The organism is Janibacter cremeus, from assembly GCF_029395675.1.
GTDB classification, from domain to species: Bacteria; Actinomycetota; Actinomycetes; order Actinomycetales; family Dermatophilaceae; genus Janibacter; species Janibacter cremeus_A.
On the sequence record NZ_CP115184.1, the window covers coordinates 149098 to 163407 of the forward strand.

Annotated in this window: 17 protein-coding genes; 11 read left to right on the forward strand and 6 right to left on the reverse strand. The window is 70.4% G+C overall.

What is annotated here, in order from left to right:
- Positions 1-28: 28 nt before the first annotated feature.
- From O9K63_RS00690 to O9K63_RS00725, 8 genes are all read left to right on the forward strand, one after another.
- Positions 29-619, forward strand: coding sequence for a F0F1 ATP synthase subunit B (locus O9K63_RS00690; RefSeq protein ID WP_277239857.1), 591 nt, complete (start codon positions 29-31; stop codon positions 617-619).
- Positions 619-1428: a F0F1 ATP synthase subunit delta gene (locus O9K63_RS00695; protein ID WP_277239859.1), complete on the forward strand. Its 810-nt coding sequence runs from the start codon at positions 619-621 to the stop codon at positions 1426-1428. Before O9K63_RS00690 ends, O9K63_RS00695 begins: the two co-directional genes overlap by 1 nt.
- 73 nt (positions 1429-1501) lie before the next feature.
- The gene (gene atpA, locus O9K63_RS00700) at positions 1502-3139 is read left to right on the forward strand and encodes a F0F1 ATP synthase subunit alpha (RefSeq protein ID WP_277239861.1); all 1638 of its coding nucleotides are present in this window, start codon (positions 1502-1504) and stop codon (positions 3137-3139) included.
- A gap of 106 nt (positions 3140-3245) precedes the next feature.
- Complete coding sequence (locus O9K63_RS00705) at positions 3246-4145, forward strand: F0F1 ATP synthase subunit gamma (RefSeq protein WP_277239862.1); 900 nt, start codon at positions 3246-3248, stop codon at positions 4143-4145.
- A gap of 19 nt (positions 4146-4164) precedes the next feature.
- Positions 4165-5619, forward strand: coding sequence for a F0F1 ATP synthase subunit beta (atpD, locus tag O9K63_RS00710; protein WP_277239864.1), 1455 nt, complete (start codon positions 4165-4167; stop codon positions 5617-5619).
- Between the two features lie 125 nt (positions 5620-5744).
- On the forward strand, positions 5745-6215 hold the full coding sequence (locus O9K63_RS00715; protein WP_277239866.1) for a DUF2752 domain-containing protein: 471 nt from the start codon (positions 5745-5747) through the stop codon (positions 6213-6215).
- Between the two features lie 72 nt (positions 6216-6287).
- A complete protein-coding gene (locus O9K63_RS00720) occupies positions 6288-6554 on the forward strand; it encodes a F0F1 ATP synthase subunit epsilon (protein ID WP_277239868.1) in 267 nt (88 codons plus the stop codon).
- Positions 6555-6561: 7 nt separating this feature from the next.
- Positions 6562-6993, forward strand: coding sequence for a DUF2550 family protein (locus tag O9K63_RS00725; RefSeq protein ID WP_277239870.1), 432 nt, complete (start codon positions 6562-6564; stop codon positions 6991-6993).
- Positions 6994-7008: 15 nt separating this feature from the next.
- Here the strand turns inward: O9K63_RS00725 and O9K63_RS00730 are convergent, their stop codons facing one another.
- Entirely contained in the window at positions 7009-7641 is a 633-nt protein-coding gene (locus O9K63_RS00730) for a cob(I)yrinic acid a,c-diamide adenosyltransferase (protein ID WP_277239872.1), read from the reverse strand.
- 165 nt (positions 7642-7806) lie between these two features.
- Here O9K63_RS00730 and O9K63_RS00735 point away from each other — a divergent pair, with 165 nt between their 5' ends.
- The 3 genes from O9K63_RS00735 (at position 7807) to O9K63_RS00745 (ending at position 10825) form a co-directional block, all read left to right on the forward strand.
- Positions 7807-8160, forward strand: a complete 354-nt coding sequence (locus O9K63_RS00735) for an STAS domain-containing protein (protein WP_277239874.1) — start codon at positions 7807-7809, stop codon at positions 8158-8160.
- A 215-nt stretch (positions 8161-8375) separates the two neighbouring features.
- Positions 8376-10391: a protein meaA gene (locus O9K63_RS00740; protein WP_277242349.1), complete on the forward strand. Its 2016-nt coding sequence runs from the start codon at positions 8376-8378 to the stop codon at positions 10389-10391.
- Positions 10392-10501: 110 nt separating this feature from the next.
- Positions 10502-10825, forward strand: coding sequence for a hypothetical protein (locus O9K63_RS00745; protein WP_277239876.1), 324 nt, complete (start codon positions 10502-10504; stop codon positions 10823-10825).
- A 4-nt stretch (positions 10826-10829) separates the two neighbouring features.
- Here the strand turns inward: O9K63_RS00745 and O9K63_RS00750 are convergent, their stop codons facing one another.
- The 5 genes from O9K63_RS00750 to O9K63_RS00770 form a co-directional block, all read right to left on the reverse strand.
- Entirely contained in the window at positions 10830-11834 is a 1005-nt protein-coding gene (locus O9K63_RS00750; RefSeq protein ID WP_277239878.1) for an SPFH domain-containing protein, read from the reverse strand.
- Positions 11831-12247: an NfeD family protein gene (locus O9K63_RS00755; protein ID WP_277239880.1), complete on the reverse strand. Its 417-nt coding sequence runs from the start codon at positions 12245-12247 to the stop codon at positions 11831-11833. Before O9K63_RS00755 ends, O9K63_RS00750 begins: the two co-directional genes overlap by 4 nt.
- 74 nt (positions 12248-12321) lie before the next feature.
- Positions 12322-12618 (reverse strand): MmcQ/YjbR family DNA-binding protein, encoded by a 297-nt coding sequence (locus O9K63_RS00760; protein WP_277239882.1) that lies wholly within the window; start codon positions 12616-12618, stop codon positions 12322-12324.
- A 2-nt stretch (positions 12619-12620) separates the two neighbouring features.
- Positions 12621-13223, reverse strand: coding sequence for a maleylpyruvate isomerase family mycothiol-dependent enzyme (locus O9K63_RS00765; RefSeq protein ID WP_277239885.1), 603 nt, complete (start codon positions 13221-13223; stop codon positions 12621-12623).
- A 54-nt stretch (positions 13224-13277) separates the two neighbouring features.
- Positions 13278-14237 (reverse strand): RNA polymerase subunit sigma-70, encoded by a 960-nt coding sequence (locus O9K63_RS00770; protein ID WP_277239887.1) that lies wholly within the window; start codon positions 14235-14237, stop codon positions 13278-13280.
- Positions 14238-14310: the final 73 nt, after the last annotated feature.

Genomic DNA, 14310 nt, shown 5'->3' on the forward strand with positions numbered 1-14310 from the left:
CAACCGGCACCAGTTACTAGGAGTACCCGTGCACATCACCGCAACCGCCTCGTCGGTCGTGGGGCTCGCCATGGCGGAAGGGGAGACCATGCCTCTGATTCCGCACTGGGAAGAGCTCGTCTTCGGGCTGATCATGTTCGCGATCCTCTACTGGGTCGTCGCGAAGAAGGTCGTCCCGAACCTCGAGCAGGCCTACGCCGAGCGTCACGACGCGATCGAGGGCGGCATCGCCCTGGCGGAGAACGCCCAGGCCGAGGCCGAGGCCGCCAAGGCCCACTACGAGTCCCAGCTCGCCGAGGCCCGTGCCGAGGCCGCCAAGATCCGTGAGGACGCACGCGCCGAGGGCGCGGCCATCGTCGCGGAGATGCGCGGTCAGGCCCAGGCCGAGGCCAGCCGGATCACCGAGTCGGCGCACAAGCAGATCGAGGCGGAGCGCCAGCAGGCGGCCATCTCCCTGCGCGGTGAGGTGGGTCGTCTCTCGACCGACCTGGCCGGCCGCATCGTCGGTCACGAGCTGCAGGACTCCGGGAGCCGCCAGAGCCTCATCGACGGCTTCCTGACCGACCTCGAGACGGGCAAGGTCCAGCCGGAGCGCGTCACGACGGGTCGTGACGCCTGATGCGAGGTTCCTCCCGCACTGCCGTCCTCGAGGGTCGTCCGGCCTTCGAGTCGGCGCTGACGTCCGGTGACCCGGCCGTCGTGGCGGACGAGCTCTTCGCCGTGGTCGGGCTGCTCGACGACAACGCGACCCTGCGTCGCAGCGTCGCCGACCCCTCCCGCGAGGGCAGCGACAAGTCGGGTCTGGTGACCCGGCTGCTCGGCGGCAAGATCTCCGAGGGCACCGTCGGTGCCGTCGCGAGCCTGGCCGCCCAGCGGTGGTCGGCCGATCGGGACCTCACCGACACGCTCGAGCGTTTCGCCGTCGAGGCCGCACTCAAGGGTGCCGAGGACAACCGGGCGATCGATCAGGTCGAGGACGAGCTCTTCCGCTTCGAGCGGGTCGTCGCGGGCAACCCCGAGCTGCGCGACGCGCTCGCCAACCGCCAGGGTGACCGGGCCGGCAAGGCCGAGCTCGTCAGCTCGCTCCTGGAGGGCAAGACCCGTCCGGAGACGCTGCGTCTGGCACGACAGGCCGTTCTGGCTCCGCGCGGTCGGCGTTTCTCGCGGACCATCGAGGAGTACCTCCGAGTCGCGGCCGAGCGTCGTCAGCAGTACACCGCGGTCGTCATGACGGCGGTCGACCTCACCGACGCACAGCGCACCCGGCTCTCGGACGCTCTGCAGCGGGTCTACGGCAAGGCGGTCCAGCTGCACGTCGTCCACGACGAGGACGTCATCGGCGGCCTCCGGGTCCAGATCGGCGACGAGGTCGTCGACGGGACCGTCCTGCGCCGCCTCGACGAGGCAAAGCGACACCTGGCCGGCTGAGGCCCGAGTCCACAACCACCATGCAGACCACCCACTCGGCCCCCACCACGGCCGGCAACGAGGAGAAGACAACATGACGGAGCTTTCGATCCGTCCGGAGGAGATCCGGGACGCCCTGGACGGCTACGTGCAGTCCTACAACCCGGGCGCGGCCTCCCGTGAAGAGGTCGGCCGCGTCACCGACACCGGTGACGGCATCGCCCACGTCGAGGGCCTGCCCTCGGCCATGACGAACGAGCTGCTCGAGTTCGAGGACGGCACGCTCGGCCTCGCACTCAACCTCGACGTCCACGAGATCGGTGTCGTCGTCCTCGGCGACTTCTCCAAGCTCGAGGAGGGCCAGGAGGTCAAGCGCACCGGCGAGGTCCTCTCGGTCCCGATCGGTGACAACTTCCTCGGCCGCGTCGTCAACCCGCTCGGCCAGCCGATCGACGGCCTCGGCGAGGTCGTCTCCGAGGGGCGTCGCGCGCTCGAGCTGCAGGCTCCGAGCGTCGTCGACCGCAAGTCGGTCCACGAGCCGCTGCAGTCGGGCATCAAGGCCATCGACGCCATGATCCCGGTCGGCCGTGGCCAGCGTCAGCTGATCATCGGTGACCGCCAGACCGGCAAGACCACGGTCGCGGTCGACACGATCATCAACCAGAAGCAGGCCTGGGAGACCGGCGACCCGAACCAGCAGGTGCGCTGCATCTACGTCGCCATCGGTCAGAAGGGCTCGACGATCGCCTCGGTCAAGGGCTCCCTCGAGGAGGCCGGCGCGATGGAGTACACGACCATCGTCGCGGCCCCCGCGTCCGACGCGGCCGGCTTCAAGTACCTGGCACCCTTCACCGGGTCGGCCATCGGTCAGCACTGGATGTACCAGGGCAAGCACGTCCTCATCGTCTTCGACGACCTGAGCAAGCAGGCCGAGGCCTACCGCTCGATGTCGCTGCTGCTGCGCCGCCCGCCGGGCCGTGAGGCCTACCCGGGTGACGTCTTCTACCTGCACTCGCGCCTGCTGGAGCGCTGCGCCAAGCTCTCCGACGAGATGGGCGCCGGCTCGATGACCGGTCTGCCGATCATCGAGACGAAGGCCGGTGACGTCTCGGCGTACATCCCGACCAACGTCATCTCCATCACCGACGGCCAGATCTACCTGCAGGCCGACCTGTTCAACTCGGACGTCCGCCCCGCCATCGACGTGGGTGTCTCGGTCTCCCGAGTCGGCGGTGACGCGCAGATCAAGCCGATGAAGAAGGTCGCGGGTCGTCTCAAGCTCGACCTGGCCCAGTACCGCTCCCTCGAGGCCTTCGCGATGTTCGCGTCCGACCTCGACCCGACCTCGAAGCAGCAGCTGGCCCGGGGCGCCCGCCTCGTCGAGCTGCTCAAGCAGCGCCAGGCCAACCCGTTCCCGGTCGAGGACCAGGTCGTCTCGGTCTGGGCCGGTACCACCGGTCGTCTCGACGACGTCGCGGTCGGCGACATCTCGCGCTTCGAGTCCGAGTGGATCGACTACCTGCACCGCAACGAGCAGGGCCTGCTCGACGCGCTGCGCGAGCGCGGCGACTGGGAGGACTCGACCCAGCAGGCGCTGGCCTCGGCCTTCGACGCCTTCCGTCCGACCTTCGTCGCGGGCGACGCCGACGAGGTGCCGCTGGGCAGCGCCGAGGAGGACGGCGACGACGCGCTCGACTCCTCGCAGGAGCAGATCGTCAAGCAGAAGCGCTGATGTCCTTCGGCGGGGTGCCCTCGGGCACCCTGCCGGGGCACCTCGCACCCCTTGGTCGGCCGTCGGCCGACTTCTCGACCACGAACCACCAGAGAGGCGGAAACGCATGGGAGCGCAGATCCGGGAGTACCGGCAGCGCATCCGGTCCGTCAGTGCGACCAAGAAGATCACGCGCGCCATGGAGCTCATGGCAGCGTCGCGGGTCGTCAAGGCACAGCAGGCCGTGCGTGAGTCAACGCCGTATGCGCGTGCCCTGACCCGCGCGGCGTCGGCCGTGGCCACGTACTCCGACGAGGACCACCCCCTGACCACGGAGCGCGAGGACGTCACGCGTGCAGCGCTCGTCGTCGTCGCGGCCGACCGTGGCCTCGCGGGCGGGTACAACGCCAACGTCCTCAAGGAGGGCGAGCGCGTCGCCGCGCGGCTGCGTGACGAGGGCAAGGAGGTCGTGCCCTACCTCGTCGGTCGGCGCGCGGTCTCGTTCTACTCCTTCCGCAAGCGTGAGTACGCGGCCGAGTGGACCGGGTTCACCGAGAAGCCGAAGTTCGAGAACGCCCGCGAGATCGGCGAGCGGCTCGTCGCGGACTTCCAGGCCGACCGGGAGGACGGGGGCGTGGACGAGGTCCACGTCGTCTCCACCCGATTCGTGTCGATGGTCGGCCAGGAGCCGGAGGCGGTCCGACTGCTGCCGCTCGAGGTCGTCGAGGGCGTCGAGGAGCCGGAGGGCGACGAGATCTACCCGCTCTACGACTTCGAGCCCAACGCCGAGGAGCTGCTCGACACGCTGCTGCCGCGCTACGTGAACGCGCGCATCTTCAACGCCCTCCTGCACGCGGCCGCCTCCGAGCTCGCGGCGCGCCAGCGCGCCATGAAGTCGGCGACCGACAACGCCGAGGAGCTCATCAAGAAGTACACCCGGCTGGCCAACCAGGCCCGCCAGGCCGAGATCACCCAGGAGATCTCCGAGATCGTCGGCGGCGCCAGCGCCCTGGCCGAGTCCAAGTGAGAAGGTAGAGAGAAACCCCATGACTGCCACCGTCACCGAAGAGAACACCACCACCTCGGGTGGGGTCGGGCGCGTCTCCCGCGTCATCGGCCCGGTCGTCGACGTCGAGTTCAGCGTCGACACCATGCCCGAGCCGTACAACCTGCTGACCACCGAGGTCGCCATCGACGGCGTATCGCACCGGGTCAACCTCGAGGTCGCCCAGCACATCGGCGACAACATGGTCCGTGCGATCTCGTTGCAGCCGACCGACGGCCTCGTGCGCGGCGCGCAGGTCCAGGACACCGGCGGCCCGATCACCGTCCCCGTCGGTGATGTCACCCTCGGCAAGGTCTTCAACACCACCGGCGCCTGCCTCAACCTCAAGGAGGGCGAGACCCTCGAGGTCTCCGAGCGCTGGGGCATCCACCGCCAGGCTCCGCCCTTCGACCAGCTCGAGTCGAAGACCACCATGTTCGAGACCGGCATCAAGGTCATCGACCTGCTCACCCCGTACGTCCAGGGTGGCAAGATCGGCCTCTTCGGTGGTGCCGGTGTCGGCAAGACCGTCCTCATCCAGGAGATGATCGCCCGAGTCGCCCGCGACCACGGTGGTGTCTCCGTCTTCGCCGGTGTCGGCGAGCGCACCCGTGAGGGCAACGACCTCATGGTCGAGATGGAGGAGGCCGGCGTCCTCGGCCAGACCGCGCTGGTCTTCGGCCAGATGGACGAGCCGCCGGGCACGCGTCTGCGCGTCGCCCTGTCCGCGCTGACGATGGCGGAGTACTTCCGTGACGTGCAGAAGCAGGACGTGCTGCTCTTCATCGACAACATCTTCCGCTTCACGCAGGCCGGCTCCGAGGTCTCCACGCTGCTGGGCCGCATGCCCTCCGCCGTGGGGTACCAGCCGACCCTGGCCGACGAGATGGGCACGCTCCAGGAGCGCATCACCTCCACGCGTGGTCACTCGATCACCTCGATGCAGGCGATCTACGTGCCGGCCGACGACTACACCGACCCGGCCCCGGCGACCACCTTCGCCCACCTCGACGCGACGACCGAGCTCTCCCGTGAGATCGCCTCGCAGGGTATCTACCCGGCCGTGGACCCGCTGACCTCCACCAGCCGGATCCTCGACCGTCGCTACATCACCGAGGAGCACTACAGCACCGCGGTCCGGGTGAAGTCGATCCTCCAGCGCAACAAGGAGCTGCAGGACATCATCGCGATCCTCGGTATCGACGAGCTGTCCGAGGAGGACAAGATCCTCGTCGGCCGCGCGCGTCGCATCGAGCGGTTCCTCTCGCAGAACACGTACGTGGCCAAGCAGTTCACCGGCATGGAGGGCTCGACGGTTCCGCTGTCCGAGACCATCGAGGCCTTCACCAAGATCTGTGACGGCGAGTACGACCACATCGGCGAGCAGGCCTTCTTCATGTGCGGTGGCCTCGAGGACGTCGAGCGCCAGTGGGCGGAGCTCCAGAAGAACTCCTGACCCACCACGCACCACCGCGGCCGCCCCCCTTCGCCTGACGAAGGGGGGCGGCCGCGTCCGTCGGGGGAGAGACCTACACTGGCCGACATGAGGACAGCAGGAGACGTGCGCGAGCGGACGTGGCGATGACGGCCGCGACCGGTCAGGGACCGCTCCCGCTCGCGCAGGGCACGAACCGCAGCGAGCGGATCGTCGTGCTCGTCATCGCCGCCGTCAGCCTCGTCGGTCTGGGCATCGCCCGGCTGTGGCCGGTCGCGTCCGTCGACTCCGGTGAGCCGACGTGCCTGCTGCGGATCTTCACCGGGCTGCCCTGCCCGGGGTGCGGCATGACCCGTTCGTGGGTGCACCTCGCGCACGGTGACGTGCTCACCGCCTTCGAGTACAACCTCTTCGGCCCCATCGGCATGGCCGCCGCGGCGGGGATCGTCGCCTACGTCGGTGTCGCGCTCGCGCGGCGCCGACCACCCGAGCGCCTCCTGACGCTCGTCGACCCGAAGGTGCTGCTCGGGCTGATCACCGTGTGGCTGGCCTACTCCGCCGTCCGGATGGTCAGCCTCGGGCTGGGCCAGGACTACTTCGCACTCGTGGTCGCCTGACCTGGTGTCCGACGCATCGCCCCACGCGGGATAGCATGGGGTGGCACTCACCCCGATATCGAAGGACCCCTCGTGAGCTCCCTGAACGTTGAACTCGTCGCCGCCGACCGCAAGGTCTGGTCCGGAGAGGCCAGCATGGTCCGGGCCCGCACCACCGAGGGAGAGATCGGTGTCATGCCGGGTCACACCCCGATGCTCGGTGTCCTCGTGGAGGGTGACGTGCTGATCTCGTCCCCCGAGGGTGACCAGAGCGCCTCCATCGACGGCGGCTTCTTCTCCGTCGACCACGACACCGTGACGATCGTCGCGGAGACCGTCCAGGTCCCGGCCAGGGCCTGACGAAGCCATGTCAACCCTGCAGGTCGTGGAGGTCCTCCTCCTTGCAGGGTGTCTGCTTCTCGCGCTGTGGCTCGTCGTGCTGTGGCTGCGCCGACGTGCGTTGGCCGCCCACGGACCCATGTGTCCCTGCGCCGTCCGGCTGCCCGGGTCGCCTCGTTGGCGGCTCGGGTTGCTGCGTATGGGGGTGCGTGACCTCGACTGGTTCAGCGTGGCCGGCCTGACGACGTCCCCCTCGATGTCGTGGGCGCGGGAGGGCATGGAGATCTCCACCCCTGCGCCGGAACCCGTCTCGCTCCCGGGGCTGGACACCGCGGTCGCGGTGACCCTGACGCGTGGCCGCGACCACCTCGCGGACCTCGCCGTCGAGCCGAAGATCTACCCGGCGGTGCGCTCGTGGCTCGAGTCCGCCCCACCGGGCCACAACGTCAACGTCACCTGAGGGCGAAGGGGGGACTCACCCGCGCGTGCGACGCTGCGGGGCCTCCTCGCGGCCTCCGCCCGGTTGCCACAGCACGTCCCCGCCGATCGAGAGGTTGGCGATGCGGGCGAGGATGAAGAGCAGGTCGGACAACCGGTTGAGGTAGGTCGTCGTCAGCGGGCTCACGCCGCCGATCCCGCGCTCACCGGCCGTCTCGGTGCCGTACTCCTCGCGGGCCGCCCAGGCCGAGCGCTCGGCCCGGCGGACCACCGTCGTCGCGTGGTGCAGGTGTGCCGATGCCGCGGTGCCGCCCGGGAGGATGAAGGAGCGCAGCGGCTCGACCTGCTCGAGGTAGTGGTCGCAGTCGGCCTCGAGCTCGTCGACCCACGCCTGCTTCACGCGCAGCGGCGGGTACTTCGGCTCCTCCTGCAGCGGCGTCGACAGGTCGGCGCCCAGGTCGAAGAGGTCGTTCTGCACCCGGGTGAGGGTCGTGACGACCTCCTCGGGCAGCCCGCCGGTCGCGATGGCCACCCCGATGACCGCGTTGGCCTCGTTCGAGTCGGCGTAGGCCTGCAGGCGTGAGTCCGTCTTGCTCGTACGGCTGAAGTCCCCGAGCGCCGTCGTGCCCTCGTCGCCGGTGCGGGTGTAGATCTTCGTCAGGTTGACCATGCCGCCATCGTCGCAGGTGCCCGCCCTGACCGTGCGGCGGCCGCGACCTGACCATCCGCAGGGAGTTGTGTGATCGCATCGTGACGGCAGGGTGCAACCGAAGAGGGGAGGCGCGCGTCACACTGGGTGACATCGGTTGGCAGCAGGGGAAAGCAGGTGACCGGAATGAGCGCACTGACCGCGCTGACGCCAGTGGGTGGCGACGGGGCCACCCGCGTCCGGGTGGGCGTGCCCTTCGACATCCGCCACAGTGCCGACCTGCGGCAGGAGCTCGTGGGCGTGCTGCGTGAGGGCAGCGGCCAGGTCCTCGTGGACATCTCGGAGTCGACGGTCGTCGACCAGGCGGGCTTCGCCACCCTGCTCGGGGCGCACGCCCGCGCCGCACGGGCGGGACGGCGGCTGCGCTTCACCGGTGCCGACGAGCGCACCACCCGGCTGCTGCGCCGGGCGGGACTGGTCCGCCTCCTCCACGACGTGGAGCAGGTGCAGCGGCCGCGCCGCCGCTCCGTGGCCGGCTGACCCCCCCACCGCCGGGTGGAGGTGGACGCGCGGACGAATCCCGGGCGAGCCGGCATCCGTTCGTGACGAGCCACTCTCGACTGTGGCGACCTTCACCGTGGCCGACCCTGTGACCCCGGGCCGCGCGACGGTACCTTGCCACCATGGCCGAGAGCACCGATTCCCCCACTCCCGCCGCCGAGGCGGCGCGTCCCGAGCGTGACCGCCCCTGGGTGATGCGCACCTACGCCGGTCACTCCAGCGCCGCGGCGTCCAACGAGCTGTACCGCCGCAACCTGGCCAAGGGCCAGACCGGCCTCTCGGTCGCCTTCGACCTGCCGACGCAGACCGGGTACGACCCCGACCACGTGCTCAGCCGCGGCGAGGTGGGCAAGGTCGGCGTGCCGATCAGCCACATCGGCGACATGCGCAAGCTCTTCGACCAGATCCCGCTCGGCGAGATGAACACGTCGATGACGATCAACGCCGTCGCGATGTACCTGCTGGCGATGTACCAGGTCGCCGCGGAGGAGCAGGCCGAGGCCGCCGGCCAGGACCCGGCCGAGGTCGTCGCCCGGCTCGGCGGCACGACGCAGAACGACATCATCAAGGAGTACCTCAGCCGCGGGACGCACGTCTTCCCGCCCGGTCCCTCGATGCGCCTGATCACCGACATGGTCACCTACACCGTCGGTGAGATCCCCAGGTGGAACCCGATCAACATCTGCAGCTACCACCTGCAGGAGGCCGGCGCGACGCCCGTGCAGGAGGTCGCCTACGCGATGTCCACGGCGATCGCCGTCCTCGACGCCGTCCGCGACTCCGGCCGGGTGCCGGAGGAGGAGTTCGGCAAGGTCGTCGCCCGCATCTCCTTCTTCGTCAACGCCGGTGTGCGCTTCGTCGAGGAGATGTGCAAGATGCGCGCCTTCGTCCAGCTGTGGGACGAGATCACCCGGGAGCGCTACGGCGTCACCGACGCCAAGCAGCGCCGCTTCCGCTACGGCGTGCAGGTCAACAGCCTGGGCCTGACCGAGGCGCAGCCGGAGAACAACGTCCAGCGCATCGTGCTCGAGATGCTCGCCGTGACGCTGAGCAAGGACGCCCGCGCCCGCGCCGTGCAGCTGCCGGCGTGGAACGAGGCGCTCGGCCTGCCGCGTCCGTGGGACCAGCAGTGGGCGCTGCGCCTGCAGCAGGTGCTGGCCTTCGAGTCCGACCTGCTCGAGTACGACGACCTCTTCGCCGGCTCCCCGGTCGTGGAGAAGAAGGTCGCCGAGATCGTCGAGGGCGCCAAGGCCGAGATCGAGCGCATCCAGCAGATGGGCGGCGCCGTCCCGGCCGTCGAGTCCGGGTACATGAAGTCGGCGCTCGTCGCCAGCCACGCCCTGCGGCGCCAGCGCATCGAGGCCGGCGAGGACATCGTCGTCGGGGTCAACAAGTTCGAGACGACCGAGCCCAACCCGCTGACCGCCGACCTCGACACCGCGATCCAGACGGTCGACGAGGGCGTCGAGGAGGCCGCGATCGAGGCCATCCGCACCTGGCGCTCCGAGCGGGACGCCGACCCGGAGCGCGGTCCGCGTGCCGCGGCCTCCCTGGAGCGCCTGCGCGAGGTCGCCGGCACCGAGGAGAACCTCATGGAGGCCTCCCTCGAGTGCGCCCGCGCCGGCGTCACGGTCGGGGAGTGGGCCCAGGCGCTGCGCGAGGTCTTCGGTGAGTTCCGCGCCCCGACCGGTGTCTCCGGCTCGGTCGGTGTGGCCGACGGCGGCTCCGAGGAGCTGCAGTCGGTGCGCGATCGTGTCACCCGCACGGAGGAGGAGCTCGGCGAGAAGCTGCGCGTCCTCGTCGGCAAGCCCGGGCTCGACGGGCACTCCAACGGCGCCGAGCAGATCGCGGTACGGGCGCGTGACGCCGGCTTCGAGGTCATCTACCAGGGCATCCGGCTCACGCCCGACCAGGTCGTCTCCGCGGCCGTCGCCGAGGACGTGCACCTCGTCGGTGTCTCGATCCTCTCCGGCTCGCACATGGAGCTCGTCCCGGACGTGCTCGAGGGTCTGAGGGCCCAGGGCGCCGGTGACATCCCGGTCATCGTCGGCGGCATCATCCCCGAGTCCGACGCCCGGCGCCTGAAGGAGATGGGCGTGGCCGCGGTCTTCACCCCGAAGGACTTCGGTCTCAACGAGATCATGGGACGCTTCGTCGACATCATCCGCGAGCAGCGCGGCCTGCCCGCGCACGAGACCGCCACGGCCTGACCCCCCGGTGGTCGAGGTGTGTTCGCGCAGCGAGCGTCTCGACGTTCCCTGAGGAGCTTGCGCAGCAAGCGTCTCGAAGGGATGGCTCGCGCCCCGCATACAGTGACCGGGTGACCATGCACTGTCCGGCGACGCTCCTGATCACCGCCACACCGGAGGGCGAAGGGGGCGTGCCCGCCCTCGTCGAGCGGCTCGCCGGTGAGTCGGTGCTGGCCGTGGTGACGACCCCGGGCGATGCCCGGGGCGCGGCGGTGGCCGCCGCGCTGGACGTGCCGCTGGAGCAGGAGCCCGGCCTGGGGGAGGGCACGCCCCCATCGGCCCTGCTCGGGGAGATCGCCGACCTGCACCGGGGTGAGACCGTGCTCGTGCTGAGCGGCGAGACCAGTGACCCGGCAGCCGCCATCACGCGGATCGAGCTGGGCGAGGCGTTCTAGGCGCTCACTCCCAGTCGTCGCGCTGGTGGCTGACAGGACGGGGGTGGTCGCCCTCGGCGTGCACCTCGTGCCCGTCGTCGGACCAGGCACCGTGGGCCATCGGCGGCCCGGCCGTCGGGCCACCTGCTGCCGGCCCATCCGTCGCCGGCGCACTCGTTGCCGGCGCACCCATCGCGGAACCACCCGCTGCCGGTGAGGCGGTGCTCGTGGCCGGGGCGGCCCCCTTCGGCGTGCTGGGCTGGGCGCCCAGCCCGACGGCCGCGGCGTCGAAGAGGCGCAACAGCTCCATCGGCAGCGGGAAGACGACCGTCGAGTTCTGCTCCGCGCCCAGCTCGAGCATCGAGGAGAGGGTGCGCAGGTGCATCGCGGCCGGGTGCGCCTCCATGACCTCCGCGGCCTTGGCGAGGTTCTCGGCGGCCTCCTGCTCACCGATGGCGTGGATGACCTTCGCGCGGCGGTCGCGCTCGGACTCCGCCTGGCGGGCCATGGCACGGCGCATGCTCTCGGGGAGCAGCACGTCCTTGACCTCGACGATCGTGACCTTGATGCCCCACGGGTTGGTCACCTCGTCGATGATCTGCTGGAGCTTGGCGTTGATCTCCTCGCGCTTGGTCAGCAGGTCGTCGAGGCTGGTCTGGCCGATGATGCTGCGCAGGGTCGTCTGGGCCACCTGCTGGGTGCCGACCTGGTAGTTCTCGATGGCGAGCACCGCGCGGACCGGGTCGACGACGTTGTAGTAGGTCACCGCGTTGACCTGGACGGTGACGTTGTCCTTGGTGATCAGGTCCTGCGGGGGGACGTCGTAGGTGTGCGTGCGCAGGTCGATCCGGCGCACCTTGTCCACGATGGGCGCGACGATGATGACGCCCGGCCCCTTCGCCTGCTGGATGCGCCCGAGGCGGAAGACCACGGCCCGCTCGTACTCGGGGATGATCCTCACCGCCCGGGTGACGACGTAGACCACGGCCAGGGCCGCGATCACCAGACCGATCAGGGTGGTGTCGATCATGACTCCTCCTTGCCTTGCGGTGACTCGAGGGGTTCGACGAGCAGCTCCAGGCGCTCCACGGCCGTGATGCGCACGTCCTCGCCGGCACGGAGGGGGACCTCGCTGCGCACCGTCCACCAGCTGCCCTCGACGAAGACCTGGCCGTGGGCGCCCTCAGCCGTACGCAGGGTGACGACCTGGCCGGGGAAGAGGTCGACCCCGGTGCTGCTCGAGGGGGAGCGTCCGTAGCGGCGCCACAGCAGCACGGTCAGCGCGAGGCCGATGGCCGCCACGACGAGCAGCGGCACCACCAGGCCCCAGAGCAGTCCCCAGCCGATCCCGAGCTCGTCGGCGACCCAGGACACCGCGTCACCGGGGTCCCCGTCCGGCACGGCCGTCAGGGGCCCCGTCGGGTCGCTCCGCGTCCTCGTCATGCCGCCCTCCGCTGCTTCCCACCACAGTAGTGGTCGGAGGGGCACGAGGGACGGGGCTCGGGGCGGACGTCCGGTCAGCGGATGCGCGAACTCGCGTGCAACAACGCGACCATGTCGGTCGAGGACAACTCCGCCAGGCGCACCCGGATCCCGATCGACGTGTCGCCACGCGACAGCGCCTCGGCAGCCGGGTGCGCGGCGAGCAGGTCGTCGACGGTGTCCGGCGGAAACCGCAGCTGCAGCCATCCGTCCTTGGTGAGCGAGGCGAATCCCTTGCCGTCGACCGTGTAGGCGGTCATCCCGAAGTGCGTGCCCTCCTCGACGCCGGGAAGTCGGCACGCCGCACCGTGCAGCTCCTCCGCGGACGCCATGCTCAGGCCCTCCCTCGCGGCGCGGCGAGGGACTGACGTCCGCTCAGCACGAGCAGGATCTCCGTGGCCGGGAGCCGGATCTCGGTGCCGTGGCCGATGGCGACATCGGCGTCGGTCGCCACGAGTCTGGTCCCGTCCAGATCGACGCCGAAGTGGCGCAGGGCCCGCGGACTCGCACCTGCGAGAACCAGCGCCACGCGGTCGACCGGCGGGCGCGGCAGCCCCAGGGGCTCGGTGATGTCCAGACCGTGGATCACGTCATGGCTCAGGGCGCCGGTCTCTCCGCCGCCCGGTGGTCGCCACGGGTGCCGGATGTTGTCCCTGAGCATCCCGAGCAGGTGGGCATCCCTCATCCGGGCGGTGGTCGCGTGCGCGTCGTGGTCCGCGTACCGGTCGAAGGAGAGCCGTGCCCTGACCATGCCGGTGAGGAAGTCCGGGAGCCGGGTGCGCATCGGCATGGTCATGTGGGCCAGCACCTCCCGCACCCGCCAGCCGGCGCACAGGGATGGGTGACTCCACTGGTGCGGCTCGAGGCCCTCGAGCTCGGCGACCAGTCGGGCCCGCTCGGCCCAGGTGGCGCTGACGACCGCGTCGTGTCCAGACATGTCATTCCTCTCGTGGTGGGCTCTCACCACTGGTACGACGCGGACGTCCGAAAATCATCGGTGCCGTGCGTCGGCACCGAGACGCGGCGGGAGGCCGAACTCCGCAAAGCGCTCCTGGCTGCCCAGGAAGGTCACGAGGTGGACGACCCGACCCTGCGCGATCTCGACCAGGAGCAGGGCGAACGGCTCGAGCCGACCGTCGCCGTCCGGCCGGTACTGCCCGAACCCGGGTGAGCCGTTGATCGCGGTGGGCAGCAGCCGGTCTCCGGCGCAGGCGTCGGCGTCCGACATCACGGCCGCGATCCGGTCCGCTCCGCGGAGCCACCACGCGAAGGGAGGCATGGAGGACATCGCGTCCTCGTGCAGGAGTGCAGTCAACGCGGGGACGTCGTGGGACTCGAAGGCCGCCACGTACCGGGAGAGGAGATCGACCTGGTCGGGATCGTGCGGGTCCAGCAGGTCGGTGGCGACCGGCGGGTCGTCGGCGAGCGCGGTCCGCGCCCTCTGCAGGGCGCTGTTCAGTGCGGCGACCGAGGTGTCCAGGATCTCGGCGCTCTCCCTGGCCGAGAAGGCGAGGACATCACGCAGCACCAGTGCCGCCCGCTGACGTGGGGAGAGCCGTTGCAGGGCGGCGACGAACGCCAGGCGCACCGTCTCGCGGGTGATCACGCGGTCTGCGGGGTCCTGGACGCCGACGAGGCGCGAGTCGGGCATCGGCTCGACGAAGGACCCCGGCGGGAGCGGCGACCCGAGGTCGGCGGTGTCCGAGGCGGGACCCAGGTCGACGGACAGTGCCCGACGGCTGGCCCCGCGCAGCATGTCAAGGCAGACATTGGTGGCGATCGCGTGCAGCCAGGTGGTCAACCGTGCACGCTGCGGGTCGAAATCGCGCCACCGGCGGTAGGCGCGGATGAGTGTCTCCTGGACGGCATCGTCGGTGTCCGCCGCGGAACCGAGCAGGCGGTAGCAGTACCCGGTCAGCGGCACCCGGTGCGCCTCGAGCTCCTCGATCACGGGTCGACCGATCGCGTGGAGGAGACCTGTCCCGAGGCGGAGTCGGTCCGTCCCATGGCGCACATGCTAGGGC

Coding starts and splice junctions, on each gene's coding strand:
- O9K63_RS00695 (WP_277239859.1), top strand. CDS start 619: ATGCGAGGTTCCTCCCGCACTGCCGTCCTCGAGGGTCGTCCGGCCTTC.
- atpA (WP_277239861.1), top strand. CDS start 1,502: ATGACGGAGCTTTCGATCCGTCCGGAGGAGATCCGGGACGCCCTGGAC.
- O9K63_RS00705 (WP_277239862.1), top strand. CDS start 3,246: ATGGGAGCGCAGATCCGGGAGTACCGGCAGCGCATCCGGTCCGTCAGT.
- atpD (WP_277239864.1), top strand. CDS start 4,165: ATGACTGCCACCGTCACCGAAGAGAACACCACCACCTCGGGTGGGGTC.
- O9K63_RS00715 (WP_277239866.1), top strand. CDS start 5,745: ATGACGGCCGCGACCGGTCAGGGACCGCTCCCGCTCGCGCAGGGCACG.
- O9K63_RS00725 (WP_277239870.1), top strand. CDS start 6,562: ATGTCAACCCTGCAGGTCGTGGAGGTCCTCCTCCTTGCAGGGTGTCTG.
- O9K63_RS00730 (WP_277239872.1), bottom strand. CDS start 7,641: ATGGTCAACCTGACGAAGATCTACACCCGCACCGGCGACGAGGGCACG.
- O9K63_RS00735 (WP_277239874.1), top strand. CDS start 7,807: ATGAGCGCACTGACCGCGCTGACGCCAGTGGGTGGCGACGGGGCCACC.
- O9K63_RS00740 (WP_277242349.1), top strand. CDS start 8,376: ATGCGCACCTACGCCGGTCACTCCAGCGCCGCGGCGTCCAACGAGCTG.
- O9K63_RS00750 (WP_277239878.1), bottom strand. CDS start 11,834: ATGATCGACACCACCCTGATCGGTCTGGTGATCGCGGCCCTGGCCGTG.
- O9K63_RS00755 (WP_277239880.1), bottom strand. CDS start 12,247: ATGACGAGGACGCGGAGCGACCCGACGGGGCCCCTGACGGCCGTGCCG.
- O9K63_RS00760 (WP_277239882.1), bottom strand. CDS start 12,618: ATGGCGTCCGCGGAGGAGCTGCACGGTGCGGCGTGCCGACTTCCCGGC.
- O9K63_RS00765 (WP_277239885.1), bottom strand. CDS start 13,223: ATGTCTGGACACGACGCGGTCGTCAGCGCCACCTGGGCCGAGCGGGCC.